Annotated in this window: 11 protein-coding genes and 2 tRNA genes; 5 read left to right on the forward strand and 8 right to left on the reverse strand. The window is 71.9% G+C overall.

All coding sequences use genetic code 11. The features are described 5' to 3' along the window. Positions 1–67 precede the first annotated feature (67 nt). A complete protein-coding gene (locus AB0A74_RS28535) occupies positions 68–730 on the forward strand; it encodes a hypothetical protein (protein ID WP_358254151.1) in 663 nt (220 codons plus the stop codon). A gap of 58 nt (positions 731–788) precedes the next feature. Here AB0A74_RS28535 and AB0A74_RS28540 read toward each other — a convergent pair whose 3' ends face one another. Next, complete coding sequence (locus AB0A74_RS28540; protein WP_358254153.1) at positions 789–953, reverse strand: hypothetical protein; 165 nt, start codon at positions 951–953, stop codon at positions 789–791. Between the two features lie 152 nt (positions 954–1105). Beyond that, the gene (locus tag AB0A74_RS28545; protein WP_358254155.1) at positions 1106–4384 is read right to left on the reverse strand and encodes a BTAD domain-containing putative transcriptional regulator; all 3279 of its coding nucleotides are present in this window, start codon (positions 4382–4384) and stop codon (positions 1106–1108) included. Between AB0A74_RS28545 and AB0A74_RS28550 the strand changes: the two genes are divergently transcribed. Then, positions 4281–5465 carry a hypothetical protein gene (locus tag AB0A74_RS28550; protein WP_358254210.1) on the forward strand — a complete coding sequence of 395 codons (1185 nt, stop codon included), beginning with the start codon at positions 4281–4283 and terminating at the stop codon, positions 5463–5465. The genes AB0A74_RS28545 and AB0A74_RS28550 overlap by 104 nt on opposite strands. Beyond that, positions 5462–5809 (forward strand): hypothetical protein, encoded by a 348-nt coding sequence (locus AB0A74_RS28555; RefSeq protein WP_358254157.1) that lies wholly within the window; start codon positions 5462–5464, stop codon positions 5807–5809. The genes AB0A74_RS28550 and AB0A74_RS28555 overlap by 4 nt, the downstream gene beginning before the upstream one ends. Here AB0A74_RS28555 and AB0A74_RS28560 read toward each other — a convergent pair. Then, a complete protein-coding gene (locus AB0A74_RS28560; RefSeq protein ID WP_358254159.1) occupies positions 5765–7867 on the reverse strand; it encodes an NB-ARC domain-containing protein in 2103 nt (700 codons plus the stop codon). The genes AB0A74_RS28555 and AB0A74_RS28560 overlap by 45 nt on opposite strands. A 250-nt stretch (positions 7868–8117) precedes the next feature. Next, a tRNA-Lys gene (locus AB0A74_RS28565) sits at positions 8118–8190 on the reverse strand. Positions 8191–8547: 357 nt separating this feature from the next. On the opposite strand from AB0A74_RS28565, the gene AB0A74_RS28570 reads away from it, so the two are divergent. Next, positions 8548–9594 (forward strand): Ig-like domain-containing protein, encoded by a 1047-nt coding sequence (locus AB0A74_RS28570; RefSeq protein ID WP_358254161.1) that lies wholly within the window; start codon positions 8548–8550, stop codon positions 9592–9594. Here AB0A74_RS28570 and AB0A74_RS28575 read toward each other — a convergent pair whose 3' ends face one another. The 3 genes from AB0A74_RS28575 to orn form a co-directional block, all read right to left on the reverse strand. Further along, positions 9595–11223, reverse strand: coding sequence for an ABC-F family ATP-binding cassette domain-containing protein (locus AB0A74_RS28575; protein ID WP_358254163.1), 1629 nt, complete (start codon positions 11221–11223; stop codon positions 9595–9597). Positions 11224–11286: 63 nt separating this feature from the next. Beyond that, a tRNA-His gene (locus AB0A74_RS28580) sits at positions 11287–11362 on the reverse strand. 99 nt (positions 11363–11461) lie between these two features. Then, the gene (orn, locus tag AB0A74_RS28585; RefSeq protein WP_358254165.1) at positions 11462–12091 is read right to left on the reverse strand and encodes an oligoribonuclease; all 630 of its coding nucleotides are present in this window, start codon (positions 12089–12091) and stop codon (positions 11462–11464) included. A gap of 83 nt (positions 12092–12174) precedes the next feature. Between orn and AB0A74_RS28590 the strand changes: the two genes are divergently transcribed. Beyond that, the gene (locus AB0A74_RS28590; RefSeq protein WP_358254167.1) at positions 12175–13686 is read left to right on the forward strand and encodes a helicase HerA-like domain-containing protein; all 1512 of its coding nucleotides are present in this window, start codon (positions 12175–12177) and stop codon (positions 13684–13686) included. 3 nt (positions 13687–13689) lie between these two features. On the opposite strand, the gene AB0A74_RS28595 is transcribed toward AB0A74_RS28590, so the two are convergent. After that, the gene (locus tag AB0A74_RS28595; RefSeq protein ID WP_358254169.1) at positions 13690–14967 is read right to left on the reverse strand and encodes an MFS transporter; all 1278 of its coding nucleotides are present in this window, start codon (positions 14965–14967) and stop codon (positions 13690–13692) included. Between the last annotated feature and the right edge of the window lie 41 nt (positions 14968–15008).

Raw genomic sequence — 15008 nt, forward strand, 5'->3', positions numbered from 1 at the left:
GTGATTCTCCTCCCGCCGCGCGGTGTCGCTGCGCCCGGTGCGGCGGCGGACGTGCCAGCCTCGCCCGGTGAGCCGGAAGACGCGCACCCGGCGGCCCGTGGTGGTCGTCCACCGTCCACAGGGGACGCCGCTGACCCCGGCCCAACGCCGCTTCCTGGACCGCTGCCGCGCCCTGCCGCACCTCGCCGACCCGCTCGACGCCGAGCTGACGGTCAGCACGGCCGTGTCCGACCTCACCGCCGACGAGCACTTCTGGGCCGGCGTCATCGACCACGCCACGACCCGCCCGACCCGCCGCAACGACCGCCTGCTCCGCCTCCTGGCCGCGATGCTCACCGGCCGCCCGCGGGAATGGGCCGCCAACGCCGTCCCGGCCGCCGGCCCGCCCCTGTCGGCAGGCGGCTCCTGGATCTGCGACCGCTCACTGGACGCGGGCTACCTGGCCCTGCTCTGCACGTACCGGTTCACCGACGAACACGCGATGGTCTTCCTGATCGACGAACTGTCCGGCGGCGTGGTCCGCAAGGCCTTCGTCACCCGCAATGTCACGACGGCCCGCGAAAGGCTCGCCGAACAAGGCCACCTCCACGCCATCGGCCCGGAAGCCGCGCACTGGGTGCTGCAACGCGCCTATGCCCGCTTCGATCGGAATCCGGTGATCAAGGTCGATCCCGACCTCCACCACACGAACCTGCTGGCGCGCCGCCGCATCGCCCTCGGCTTCGGGTGAGCGGAAGGGGTGGCCCGACTCCACCCCGACAACCCGCCCGAAGCCTCCCGGCCGCGGCTTACTGGAACTGCATCAGCCCGACCCCACCACCGCCGTAGACGATGGTCGGCCAGGCCTCCGCCCGAGGCGGGTTGACTACCGAGGCCGCGGAGAGAGCGATCGCCGTCGCGGCGAACACAGCGGCGAGGGCGCGGATGATCTTGAAGCGTCGGGCTGGATTCATCACCCCGCAAAGGATTCCATACCTTAGGGAATCGGTTCTCGTCAGGGTGGGGTCAGAATTCACCCGGTGGCTCTTGGCGAGATTGTGGGTGGCTGAAGCAGGCGTTTCAGCTCGCTCGATGGCGCATGGTGCCCACTACCGTCGGGTTGACCCTAGCTCACCTGATTGCGCTCCGTGATCTCCCTCGACGGGGCATTGATCAGGGGCAGGTGTGGTTCCCTCGGGTCTGGGATGGGGTGGTCCGGGCCCCTCAGCACGGCCAGGTGGTCCAGCACGACCCCGCCTTCCAGGGTGTTCGCCCCGCCCAGTAGGTCAACGGCTTCGGCCCAGCGCCGCTCGGCCGACGCGTGGTCGCCGATCATGATCATGGCATGGCCGATCACGTGCAAGGCCCGCACCTGCTCGCGGACCGCGCCCGTCTCGACGCACAGCTCGACGGCCCGCTCGGCGCAGTGGATCGTCTCGTCGAACTGCCCGAGGTCGTAGTGCGTCTCGGACTTGGCCACCAGGGCCTCGATCGTCCGGGGCCGGTCGCCGCTCACCTCGTTCGCGGCCAGCGCCGCCTCCAGGCTCGCGAGGGCCTCGACGTCCTCGCCCTGTTCGTGCAGGAGGCTGCCGATGCCGGTCAACGCCGTGCCCTGGCCCCGCGCGTTCCCGACCCGCTCCCAGATCGCGAGCGCGGCCCGCAGGTACTCCAGGGCGATGTCGTCGCGCTCGACGCGGCGGTGCGCCAGCCCCAGTTGGCCGAGGATCGCGGCCTCCAGCGTGGGGTTGCCCAACGCCCGCGCCGACGCCAGGGCCGTCCGCCCGAGGTCCACGGCCCGCGCGATCTCCCCGCGCTCCATCTGCGCCTTGGTCAGGTTGTGGACGACGAGCACCTCCATGTCGCGCAGCCCGAGGTCGTGGGCGATGGCGATCGACTGCTCGTACGCCTCGGCGGCCTCGTCGTACCGGCCCAGGCGCAGGTGCACCGTCCCGGTGTCGGCCAGCACGCCGGCTTGCGCGTGGCGGTCCCGGGCCATGCGCGCGGCCTTCAGCGCCGCCTGTTGGCACACCAGCAGGTCGGCGTAGTAGCCGAGGCGGTCGAAGGCGTCGTGCACGTTGCCCGCGATGCGCCACGCGTGGTCGGCGAAGCCGGCGCTCACGGCGCGGGGGACGGCCGCCACGAGGTTCGCGCGTTCGGTGGTGAACCAGTCCAGCGCCGCCTGGTCGGAGTCGAACGGCTCGGCCTCCGGCACCCCGGCCAGCGGCGGGACGGGGGACTGGTCGTGGTTCAACCGGCGGCAGGCGGCGGTGGCCACGGCCAGGTAGTGGTCGAGCAGACCGGTCAGGGCGGTCCTCCGGTCCTGTGCCGAGCTCTTGGTGCGGACCAGGTCCGCCGCGTAGTCGTGGGTCAGGTCGTGCAGCCGGAACCTGCGTCCCGCGCTGTACTGCAGCAGGTTGGCCTTCGTGAGGGTGCGCAGCGCCTTCATCGTGGCGCTGATCGGCTCACCGGTGAGCGCCGCCGCTTCCGCCGGCCCGAACTCGGTGGTGAACAGGAGCCCGAGCAGCCGGAACGTGCGCGCCGTGTCGTGCGGCAGGGCGCTGTAGGACCAGTCGAACGCCGCGGCGAGCGTCGCGTGCTCGTCGTCGTTGTCGTCGGACGCGCCCAGGATGCCCAGCCCCTCCGGCGCGGTGAACTCCTCCACCAGGTCGGAGATCGAGGTCTCCGGGCGGTGCGCCACGTGCTGGGCGATGATCTTCAACGCGAACGGGTGGCCGTCCGAGCGGGCCACCAGCTCGTGCACCGCCGTGGGCTCGTGGTCGGTGCGGTTCTCGCCGATCACCGCCCGCAGCAACTGCTCCGACTCCGCACCCGACAACGGCGGCACGTGGGCCACGAGCGCGGCGTCGTCGTGCACCGGCAGGCCGAACGGACGCGTGCGGCTGGTGATGATGACGAAGCACTCGTCGGTGGCGTCGAGGATGGGGCGCACCTGAGCGCTGTCGAGGGCGTTGTCGAGCAGCAGCAACGTCGACTTGCCGGACAGTACCCGGCGCAGCCGGTCCCGGCGTTCCCCGGACGGCACCGGCACCGGGCCGGCGTTGAGCTTCGCCAACAGGATGCCCAGCGCGTCGTCGGGGGCCAGCGGGGTGCCCGGCCCGAAGCCGCGCAGGTCGAGGACCAGTTGGCCGTCCGGGAAGCGGGCCGCGTTGCGGTGCGCCCAGTGGATCGCCAGGCGGGTCTTGCCGATCCCCGGCATGCCGTGCAGGGCGACGACCTGGCCGTGCGTGCCCGACTCCAGGACGCGGTCCAGGTCCGCGAGGAGGTCGGCGCGGCCGGTGAAGTTCTTCAGGTCCCGGGGGAGGTCGCGGGGCGGAGGACGGCGGGGCGGCGGCGTGGCGCCGGTGTCCGCCTGCTTGCGCAGGATGTCGCGGTAGACGTCGCGCAGCTCGGGCCCCGGCGCCGCGCCCAGCTCGTCGAAGAGGAGGGCGCGGAATTCCTCGTGGAATTCCACCGCGGTCGCGTACTTGCCCAAACCGTCGAGGGAACGGAGGTAGGTGCGGGCGAAGCGCTCGTCCAACCGGTGTTCGCGGGTCAGTCGACCGGCTTCACCCATCACCTCGACGAGTTCGCCCAGTTCGAGCCGGCTGTCCAGCAGAGCGTACTGCGCGGGGATGCGGTCGAAGGTCTCCATTTGGTGACGACAATGCTCGACCCACGGCCCGTCGAGTTCGTGCAGGGGGCGGCCTTGCCAGAGGTCCAACGCCGACTGGAGCAAGGCTTTCGCGCGCCGGTGGTCACCTTGTGCGGCAACCGTTCGCCCGGTTTCCGCCAATGTGCGGAAACGGTGGTAGTCGACGAGTTCCGCAGCGAGTTCCAATCGGTACGCTGCACCGTCGTGGTGGATCACGCCACCGGTCTCCGCGCTGGTCAGAACCTTCCGCAAACGACTGATCAGCGGTTGCAGCCGGCCGCGCACCTCGGTCGCCGAAGTGTTCCGCCATACTGCGGACGCGAACCGTTCGACCGGCACGGCGGTTCCCACGCGGTAGAGCAGCAATGCGAGAACAGCTCGTTGCTTGGCGGGTCCGAGGTAGATCTCATTCCCATTGATGTGTAATCTCGTCCGACCCAGGATCTTGAATTCCACCAGCGCCTCCTCCGCTGGCACGGCGTGCCCCGGAATGACAGTGTGGGGGACGCGACCGTGATTCCACAGCCCGCGAACGCGTATTGCTCCGAATCGGGGACAGGACGCGCGGCGATCGGCGGTGCAAGCGAACTGCAAGGCACCGGCAAACCCGCTCGGGACGCTTGTGCGCACCGAGTGGGAGGGGGAGTGGATGACGAACACCGAATGGCTGCGGGTACCGGTCGGGATAGACGCGCCCCGTTGGGTGACGAGAGCGCGCTGCCGGCACGTCCTCGTCGTGGTGCACACCGTCACCAGCGGGCAGCGGCTGCTGGAAGCGGTGGAGCTGATCGAGTCCGACCCGAGGGTGCAGGTGCTGTTCTGCCAGGCGCCGGACACGTTCTCGCAGGGTGTGGCCGACTTCCTGCGAGCCGCGGACGCCCTCGTGGTGCCGTGGGAGCAGGCTACGCGCGAGCGGTTCGACCTGGCCCTGGCGGCGTCGTACGGGTCGCTGCACATGGTGCACGCGCCGCTGTTGCTGATGCCGCACGGCGCGGGGTTCGGCAAGTCGGTCACCGCCGCCGGGCCGCCGCAGGTCTACGGCCTGGACGCCCAGCGGTTGCTGCACAACGGCGAGGTCCTCGCGGCGGCCCTCGTCCTGTCGCACGACAGCCAGCGGGACGTGCTCCGGCGGCAGTGCCCCGAGGCGTTGGACGTCGCGGTCGTGGCGGGCGATCCCTGCTACGACCGCATGGTCGCGAGCCTGCCGGTGCGCGGCGAGTACCGCGCGGCGCTGGGCGTGCGGGACGGCGAACGACTCCTGGTGGTCACCTCCACGTGGGGGCTGGACTCGCTGTTCGCCCGGTTCGAGGACCTGCTGCCGCGCCTGCTGGACGAGCTGCGCGGCTCCCGGGTGGCCGCGATGCTGCACCCCGCCGCCTGGTACGCCCACGGCCGGCGCCAGGTGCGGGCGTGGCTCGCCGACTGCCGGGACGCGGGCCTGGTCGTCGTGCCGCCCGAGGTCGACTGGCGGGCGGCGGTGATCGCGGCGGACCACGTCATCGCCGACCACGGCTCGGTGGGCGTGTACGCGGCGGCGATCGGCACGCCCGTCCTGCTCGCGGACCCGCCGGTGACCGCGGTCGTCGGGGACGGCTCGGCGCAGGACGCGCTGCGCCGGCTGGCGCCGCGGCTCACGTTCGACCGGCCGTTGGTCGAGCAGTTCGACTTCGCGGCCGGGCGGGCGGCGGCGTTGGCCGAGCACGTCCGCGACCGCCTCACCTCGTGCCCCGGTCGGGCGGGGGCCGAGCTGCGGCGGGCCGTCTACCGGCTGCTGGGGATGTCCGAGCCGGGGCGGCACCGCGGGCTTGCGCCGGTCCCGGCGGTGCGGCCATGACGCTCGCGGACGTGTTCCTGGAGTCCTCGGCGGACGTCGTCGTGCTGCGCGAGCTCTTGCGCCGCCACCCGTACGCCGAGCTCGCCGTCGGCTCGGCCGGCGGGCGGCTGGTCGCCGTGACGCGGGCCGGCGGCGTGATCACCTGCGCGGCCACCGCGCCCGCCGCGTGCCTGACCGCCGAGGACGTCCGGCGGTCGGCCGTCGAGGTGCTCTACGTGTGGAGCGTGGCCGGGCTGGACCTGGAGTTGTTGCGCCGCAACGGCATCCCGGTGTGGTGTGCGCGGCACCGCGACCGGGGGTCAACCGTCCCCTGTGGACGGCTCCACCGCGCGCAACCGGTCTGACACCTCCGCGGCCCGGCGGGAACCGAGCCGGGTCAACAGGTCCAAGGCGTGCCGCCAGTGCTCGGCGGCACGCCTTGGATCGCCGGCGGCTTCCGCCAGCACCTCGTGCGCCTCCGCCGCGCCGCGGTCGGAGCCCAGGTCCCGCATCACGGCCAGCGCCCGCGTGCCCAACTCGGTCGCCCGTGCGCTGTCACCGGCCACCTGGTGCAGCCGCGCTTCGGCGACCGTGACGCGGGCGCGGTTGTACGGGTCGGGCTCGGCGAGCCCGTCGAGGAGGTCGGCCGCCTCCCGTAGCGCGGCCAGCCCCCGCGCCGGTCGTCCGACGCGCCCCAGCACCGTGCCGAGGTGGATCAGGGTCAGGCCGAGACTCCGGTCCGCGCCCAGCTCCCGGTTGGTGCGGACGAGTTCTTCGAACTGCGCCAACGCTTCCCGGACCTCACCGCGGTCCAAGTGCAGCAGGGCCAACGCTTCCCGCGCGTCCGCCGAGCCGCGCAGGTCGCCGGCGGCCGACGCGCGTTCCGCCGACGCGGCGTAGTGCCGCCGAGCCTCCGCGAACTCGCCGACCGCTTGGTGGGCCATGCCCTGACGGCGCAACATGACCGCCTCGGCCACCGGGACACCCCACTCGCGGGCCGCTCGGATCCCGCGCTCGTTGATCTCGAAGCGGTCCCGGTAGTGCTTGTGGTGCAGCAGGAGTGGCCACACCACGTCGGCCAGTTGCCACGCCAGGTCGGGCCAGCCGCGGTCCAGCGCCACCCGGCCGGCGGCGATGAGGTTCGCCCGTTCCCGCTCCAACCAGTCCAACCCGGTGGTGCGGTCGAGCGCGGGCAGCCGCGCGGGCTCGGCGGTGAACCGGTACGGCAGGCGGTCGCGGTGCGGAGTCACGGCCAGGTCCGCGACCCGCGCCGCCGCCAGGTACCACTCGGCGATCCGGCGCAGCGCCGACGCCCGTTCGTCGGCCCCGGCCTGGTCGCGGGCGTGCAGTCGGACGAGGTCGTGGAAGCGGAAGCGGTCTTCGTTGACTTCCTCCAGGAGGCTGCCCTGCACCAGTTCGTCCAGGGCGGCGGGTTCGGCGTCGTCCAGCACGGAGACCGCCACCGCGGGGCCGAAGTCCTGGCCGGGGTGCAGGGACAGCCTCCGGTACAGCGCCGCCGCCGTCGGCCGCAACGCGCGGTAGGACAGGTCGAACGTCGTGCGCACGGACAGGTCCGGCGACACGGACAGCATCTGCAGCCGCTCGCGTTCGTCGCGCAACTCGTCCGCGACGCGCCCGACCGACCACCGCGGCCGTGCGACGAGCCGTGCGGCGGCGACCCGCAGTGCGATGGGCAGTCCCCCGCACAGCACCGCGAGCTGCCGGGCGGGCGCGTCTTCATGGGCTACCCGCGTGCCGCCGACCGCGAGGTCCAGCAGCTTCACGGCGGAGGCGACGCCGAGCGGCCCGACGTCCAGCAGTCGGGCGCCCTCGGCGACCAGACCGGCGAGGCGACTGCGGCTGGTCACCAGCACGGCACTGCGTCGCGAGGCCGGCAACAGCGGGCGCACCTGGGCGACGGAGAAGGCGTTGTCCAGCACCACCAGCAGCCGCCGGTCGGCGGTGAGGGAGCGGTAGAGCGCCGTCTGCTCCACCGGGCCGGCGGGCACCCGCTCCGGCGGCACGCCCAACCCGCGGAGGAACAGCCCCAGCGCCTCCTCCGGCGCGACCGGCTCGTCCCCGCCGAACCCGCCGAGGTCCACGTAGAGCTGCCCGTCCGGGAACCGTTCGAGGTCCCGGTAGGCCCAATGCACCGCGAGCGCGGTTTTGCCGACCCCTCCCGGACCGCAGAGAACGGCCAGCATCCGCGCGGACGCGGCCGACATGGCGTCGAGCGCGGACAATTCGTCGTCGCGATCGGTGAAATGCGCGGGGGCGGCGGGCAACTGCCGCGGCACCGGCGGTCCGGGCGCGTGGTGGAAGTGGACGTCCCCGTGCACGACGCCCGCCTGCACGACTCCGCCGACCACGGATCCGGACAACTCGTTGCGCAACTCGGCTTCCCGGCCACCCTCGGTCGCCATGCGCCCCCTCCCGCGCAGTGCCAAGACGACCGTACGGTGTGCGAGCGCGCACGGAGATCGACTTGAGCGGAACCGCCGGAACGGTCCCCCGGAAGCACCCGCCCTGGGCAACGCCCGCGGAAGATCGACACGGACCGTTCCCGCCAAAAGGCGGCGACCCCGGCACCAAATGTGACCACGCGCACAAAAGAAGGGCACCCCGACAAAGCAAAAGCCGGGCCCGCACAATGCGAACCCGGCTTTCGTGAAGTGCGCCGCCAGGGACTCGAACCCCGAACCCGCTGATTAAGAGTCAGCTGCTCTGCCAGTTGAGCTAGCGGCGCTGGAGGGGCTTGGCCCTTCCGACGGGAGAAACATTAGCACAGCGTCCTACGCGGTTCCCAATCGCCTGGTCAGGGGCGGTGTGCGGGTCCTCAACCAAGGGGAACTTCGCGGGCGTAACGATCCGGCATCTCGGGCAACGGCGTCAACCCTCCAGGCGTCACCTTGTACGGGGACACCTGATGGGGTGTCGTGAGGGGAAGAGAGGCACGGGGATGTCGGTGCGCCGGGGGACGCTGAGAGCGTTGGCGGTGGGGTTGGTCGCTGTGGTCGCGGCCGGGTGTACGGCCAGTGGCGCTACCGAGAGCGGTTCCACCGGGACGAGTGCGAGCACATCCTCCACGCCGCCGCCCAAGCCCGTGGCGTTGAGCACCGGCCCCGCCGACCAGGCCGTCGACGTGGCGCCCGGGCTGCCGGTCGTCGCCACCGCCACCGACGGCAAGATCACCCAGGCCACCCTGACCAACCCCGAGGGCAAGGCCGTCGCCGGACAGGTGTCGCCGGACGGTCTGCAGTGGACGAACTCCGAGCCGCTCGGCTACGGCAAGAGCTACACGCTCTCCGTGACCGGCCAGGGCGCGGACGGCCAGACCGCCACCAAGACCTCGACCTTCACCACCGTCAAGCCGCGCACGCTGACCTTCCTGTCGATCTACCCGCTCGACGGCTGGACCGTCGGCGTCGGCCAGCCGCTGTCGTTCTCCTTCGACGAGCCCATCGCGGACAAGGCCGCCGCCGAGGCGATGATCTCCATCACCACCGAGCCCAAGGTGGACGGCGCGTTCTACTGGTTCGACGAGAAGGTCGTCCACTGGCGCCCGCAGGCCTACTGGGCCCCCGGCACCAAGATCACCGTCAACGCCAAGGTCTACGGCAAGCACCTCGGCAACGGCATCTACGGCGAAGAGGACCGCACGGCCACCGTCACCGTCGGCGACGCCGTGGTCCACGAGGCCGACGGCGGCACGCACCAGGTCGTCACCAAGATCAACGGCCAGGTCGCCCGCACCATGCCGACCTCGATGGGCAACGCGGAGAACGCCACTCCCACGGGCACCTACGTGCTCATGGAGAAGCACGCCGACATCGTCATGGACTCCCGCACCTACGGCCTCTCCCTGGAGGCCGGCGGCTACGTCACGCCGGTGAAGTGGGCGACCCGCATGTCCCACAGCGGCATCTTCTTCCACAGCGCGCCGTGGTCCGTCGGCGACCAGGGGCGGCGCAACGTCAGCCACGGCTGCCTGAACCTGTCGCCGGAGAACGCCAAGTGGGTCTACGACATCTCCAAGCCCGGTGACGTCGTGATCGTCACCAACTCGGGCGGCCCCGCGCTGGAGCCCTCCGACGGCTATGGCGACTGGCAGATCCCGTGGGAGGAGTGGGTCAAGGGCGGGAACCGCTAGTCACAGGTCCTCCACGCGACCCGCCGCCACCTCCAGGCGGCGGGTCGTGCGCACCGCGTCCAGCATCCGCCGGTCGTGCGTGACCAGCAGCAAGGTGCCCTGGTAGGACTCCAGCGCCTGTTCCAGCTGCTCGATCGCGGGCAGGTCCAGGTGGTTGGTCGGCTCGTCGAGCACCAGCAGGTTCACGCCCCGGCCCTGGAGCAGCGCCAGCGCCGCGCGGGTGCGCTCGCCGGGTGACAGCGACGCCGCCGGGCGCAGCACGTGCGCCGCCTTGAGCCCGAACTTGGCCAGCAGCGTGCGGACGTCCGCCGGGGTCAGGTCGGGCACGGCCGCGCCGAACGCGTCCACCAGCGCCTCGTCGCCCAGGAACAGGCCGCGGGCCTGGTCGATCTCGCCCACCACCACACCCGGCCCGAGCGCGGACGAGCCGGTGTCGAGCGGGATCCGGCCGAGCAGGGCCGAGAGCAGCGTGGACTTGCCCGCGCCGTTCGCGCCGGTGATGGCCACCCGGTCCGCCCAGTCGATCTGGAGGTCCACCGGTCCGAGGGTGAACGGCCCGCGGGTCACCGAGGCGCCGCGCAGCACGGCGACGACCGCGCCCGCCCGCGGGGCCGCGGCGATCTCCATCCGCAGCTCCCACTCCTTGCGCGGCTCCTCGACCACGTCCAGGCGTTCGATGAGCCGTTCGGTCTGGCGGGCCTTGGACGCCTGCTTCTCGGTGGCCTCGGTGCGGAACTTGCGGCCGATCTTGTCGTTGTCGCCGGCCTTGCGCCGGGCGTTCTTGACGCCCTTCTCCATCCACGCCCGCTGTGCCCGCGCGCGTTCCTCCAGGGACTGGCGGGTGGCGGCGTACTCCTCGTAGTCCTCGCGGGCGTGCCGGCGGGCGATCTCGCGTTCCTCCAGGTAGGACTCGTAGCCGCCGCCGTAGGAGCGGACCTGTTGCTGCGCCAGGTCCAGCTCGACCACCCGGGTCACCGTGCGGGCCAGGAACTCGCGGTCGTGCGACACCAGCACGGTGCCCGCGCGCAGGCCGGTGACGAACGCCTCCAGCCGGGCCAGGCCGTCCAGGTCCAGGTCGTTGGTGGGCTCGTCGAGCAGGAAGACGTCGTAGCGGCTGAGCAGCAGCGACGCCATGCCCGCGCGGGCCGCCTGGCCGCCGGACAGCGACGTCATGGGCTGGTCGAGGCTCATCGTGAACCCGAGGTCCGCGGCGACCTCCTCGGCCCGCTCGGGCAGGTCCGCGCCGCCCAGCGCGAGCCACCGCTCCAACGCCTCGGAGTACCCGTCGTCCACGCCCTCGGCCAGCGCCGCGGTCGCCCGGTCCAGCTCGGCCTGGGCGGCGGCGACGCCGGTGCGGCGGGCCAGGAAGTCGCCGACGGTCTCACCGGGGCGGCGCTCCGGCTCCTGCGGCAGGTGGCCGACGGTCGCGGTCGTGGGGGAGAGGCGGATCACACCCTCCTCGGCCGGGATGAGGCCCGCGAGCGTGCGCAGGAGGGTGGACTTGCCCGCGCCGTTGGCGCCGACCAGGCCGACGACGTCCCCGGGCGCGACGACCAGGTCCAGGCCGGAGAACAGCACGCGGTCACCGTGTCCCGCGGCGAGGCCTTTCGCGACGAGTGTGGCGCTCACTGCGACTGAACTCCTCGAATGAGAAAAACGCCCCCGGGCCGGGTGGCCGAGGGGCGTTTCGCTTGGGGTGAGTGACGGGACTTGAACCCGCGACACCTGGGATCACAACCCAGTGCTCTGCCAGCTGAGCTACACCCACCAAGACCGGTTGACCCGGCGGCATGAAGCATACAGTGCCCTACCGCCGGGACAGAAATCGACCCCTTTTCCGCCGCCGACCGGGTCGGCGCGGGGCGGGTCAGCCCTGCTCGGGCCGGTCGGTCGCCCGGTCGGCGGCCAGCAGTTCCGCGGCCACCGCCTGGGCCTGTTCGGTCGACGGGCCCGGCTGCGGCACGAAGGCCGTGCGCCGGTAGTAGGCCAGTTCCCGGATGGACTCGCGGATGTCGGCCAGCGCCCGGTGCGCCAGGCCCTTCTCCGGCTGCGCGTAGTAGATGCGCGGGTACCAGCGCCGGGCCAGCTCCTTGATCGACGACACGTCGACCATCCGGTAGTGCAGGTGGGCGTCCAGCTCGGGCATGTCCCGCGCGATGAAGCCGCGGTCGGTCGCGATCGAGTTGCCCGCCAGCGGGGCGGTGCGCGGGTCCGGGACCCACTGCTTGATGTAGGCCAGCACCTGGGCCTCGGCGTCGGCCAGGGTCACCGTGGAGCGGCGGACCTCCTCGGTGAGGCCCGACTTCGCGTGCATCGCCATCACGACTTCCGGCATGGAGTCCAGCGCCGTGTCGTCGGCGTGGATCACCACGTCGACCCCCTCGCCGAGCACGTTCAGCTCCGCGTCGGTCACCAGCGCCGCGATCTCGATGAGGGCGTCCTTGCCCAGGTCGAGCCCGGTCATCTCGCAGTCGATCCACACCAAGCGATCCATCACCCGCGCGAGCCTAGTCGTCGGATCGTCGGACACCGCGGTCGCTTCGAGTGGCGGGACCTACCAATCTCATTACGCTCGCTGCAATGACGGCTCAGACCGACATCGCCGCGGGGTACGCGTCGGAGGGCGCGGCCCTCGAACTCGGGGCCGTGCTGGTCGACGGCACGGTCGATCCCGCCGCCCGCGTCCGCGTCCCGCTGGCCACGCTGAACCGGCACGGCCTCGTCGCGGGCGCCACCGGCACCGGCAAGACCAAGACGCTGCAACTGGTCGCGGAGCAGCTGTCGGCGGCGGGCGTGCCGGTGGTCATGGCGGACGTGAAGGGCGATCTGTCGGGGCTGTCGCAGCCGGGCGCGGCGAACGATCGGGTCACCGCCCGCGCCGCCGACACCGGGGACGACTGGCGGCCCGCCGCGTTCCCCGTGCAGTTCCTGTCGCTGGGCACCGGCGGGTCGGGCGTGCCGGTGCGGGCGACGATCACCAGCTTCGGGCCGATCCTGCTGGCCAAGGTCCTGGGCCTGAACGACACCCAGGAGTCCACGCTGGGCCTGATCTTCCACTGGGCCGACCAGCGCGGCCTGCCCCTGCTGGACACCAAGGACCTCCGGTCGGTCATCACGCACCTGACCTCCGAGGAGGGCAAGGCGGACCTCAAGGGCCTGGGCGGGGTGTCGTCGGCGACGGCGGGCGTGATCCTGCGGTCGCTGGTGAACCTGGAGGCGCAGGGCGGCGACACGTTCTTCGGCGAGCCGGAGCTGGACCCGCGCGACCTGATGCGGGTGACCGACGGCCACGGCGTGGTGTCGTTGCTGGAGCTGGCGGAGTTGCAGTCGAAACCCGCGTTGTTCTCCACGTTCCTCATGTGGTTGCTGGCAGAGCTGTTCCAGGAGCTGCCCGAGGAGGGCGACCTGGACAAGCCGAAGCTCGTGTTCTTCTTCGACGAGGCGCACTTGCTGTTCGCGGACGCGTCGAAGGCGTTCCTGGAGCAGATCACGCAGACGGTGAAGCTGATCCGGTCCAAGGGCGTCGGCGTGTTCTTCTGCACGCAGTTGCCCACGGACGTGCCGAACTCCGTGCTGTCCCAACTGGGTGCGCGGGTGCAGCACGCCTTGCGCGCGTTCACGCCGGAGGACCAGGCGGCGCTGGCGAAGACGGTCAAGACCTACCCGACTTCGCCGCACTACGACCTGGAGAAGGCGTTGACGTCGCTGGGGATCGGCGAGGCGGTGGTGACCGTGCTCAGCGAGAAGGGCGCGCCGACCCCGGTCGCGTGGACCCGCCTGCGCGCGCCCCGGTCCTTGATGGACACCATCGGCGCGGACGCGATCAAGCAGGCGGCGGCCGCGTCGGAGCTGAACGGGAAGTACGCCGGGACGATCGACCGCGAGTCGGCCTACGAGAAGCTCGCGGCCAAGGTCGCGCCGCCCGCCGAAGCCCCACCGCCACAGCAAGAGCCGGAACGCGCCGAGGAGCCCAGCGTGGTGGAGAAGGTGCTCGGCAACTCGGCGGTCAAGTCGTTCCTGCGGTCCGCGGCGAGCGCGTTGGGCCGTGAGATCACGCGGGGCATCTTCGGCACGGCCCGCAAGCGCCGCTGAGGCTCAGGCCGGTTGCGGCGTGAGGGTCACCGGGGCCTTGCGGCGGACCTTCATGGACAGGAACGCCGCGCCGATGCTCAGCGCGCCGGCGGCGTACCAGGCCATGTCGTAGTTGCCGAAGTGGTCCCGGGTGAGGCCCGCCGCCGTGGCCGCGATGGCCGCTCCCAGTTGGTGTGAGGCGAAGATCCAGCCGAACACCACCGGGGCGGACTGGCCGAACACCTCCCGGCACAGCGCCACGGTCGGTGGCACGGTCGCGACCCAGTCCAGGCCGTAGAAGATGATGAACACCAGCATGCTCGGGTGCACGGACTCGTGGAACAGTTGCGGCAGCACGAGCAGCGACAGTCCGCGCAGCACGTAGTACGCGGCCAGCAGGATGCGGGAGTCGACGCGGTCGGTGAGCCAGCCGGACAGGATCGTGCCGGCGATGTCGAAGACGCCGACCAGCGCGAGCAGCCCGGCCGCCGTGGTGGTGGGCATGCCGTGGTCGTGCGCGGCGGGGATGAAGTGGGTGCCGACCAGGCCGTTGGTGGTCGCGCCGCAGATCGCGAACCCGCCCGCCAGGAACCAGAACGGGCCGGTGCGCGCCGCCGAGGTCAACGCGCCGATGGCCCGGCGGGCCGCGCCGGAGGTCTTCTCCGGCCGGGGCACCACCTCGGTGCCGCCGTACAGCGGAACGCCCAGGTCGGCCGGGTACTCGCGGAGCAGGAACCACACCAGCGGCACCACGGCCAGCGCCGCCGCCGACACCATGATCGACGCCGACCGCCAGCCCGACGACGCCGACAGGTGCGCCACCGCGGGCAGGAACACCAGCTGACCGGTCGCGCCGCCGGCGGTGAGCACGCCGGTCACCAGGCCGCGGTGCTTGATGAACCACCGGCCGGTGATGGTCGCGACGAACGCCAGCGCCATCGACCCCGTGCCCAGGCCGACCAGCACCCCCCAGAACAGCACCAACTGCCACGCGCTGGTCATGAACACCGTCAGCCCGCTGCCGATGGCCACCATGACCAGCGCGAACGCCACCACGCGCCGCACGCCGAAGCGTTCCATCAACGCGGCGGCGAACGGCGCGGTCACGCCGAACAGCACGAGGTTCACCGACACGGCGAACCCGATCAGCCCCGTGGACCAGCCGAACTCCTGCTGGAGCGGTTCGATCAGCGCACCCGGGGTCGCGCGGAACGCGGCCGCCCCCACGAGTGCCACGAACGACACCCCGGCGACCACCCAGGCCCAGTTTTGCTTCCTCCCAGTCACGCCGACAGCTTCCATGATCGGGGAGGTCGGCGGAAGTGGCCGGGCAGCCATTGTGT

The sequence above is a fragment of the Saccharothrix sp. NPDC042600 genome (assembly GCF_040647305.1).
GTDB classification, from domain to species: Bacteria; Actinomycetota; Actinomycetes; order Mycobacteriales; family Pseudonocardiaceae; genus Actinosynnema; species Actinosynnema mutabilis.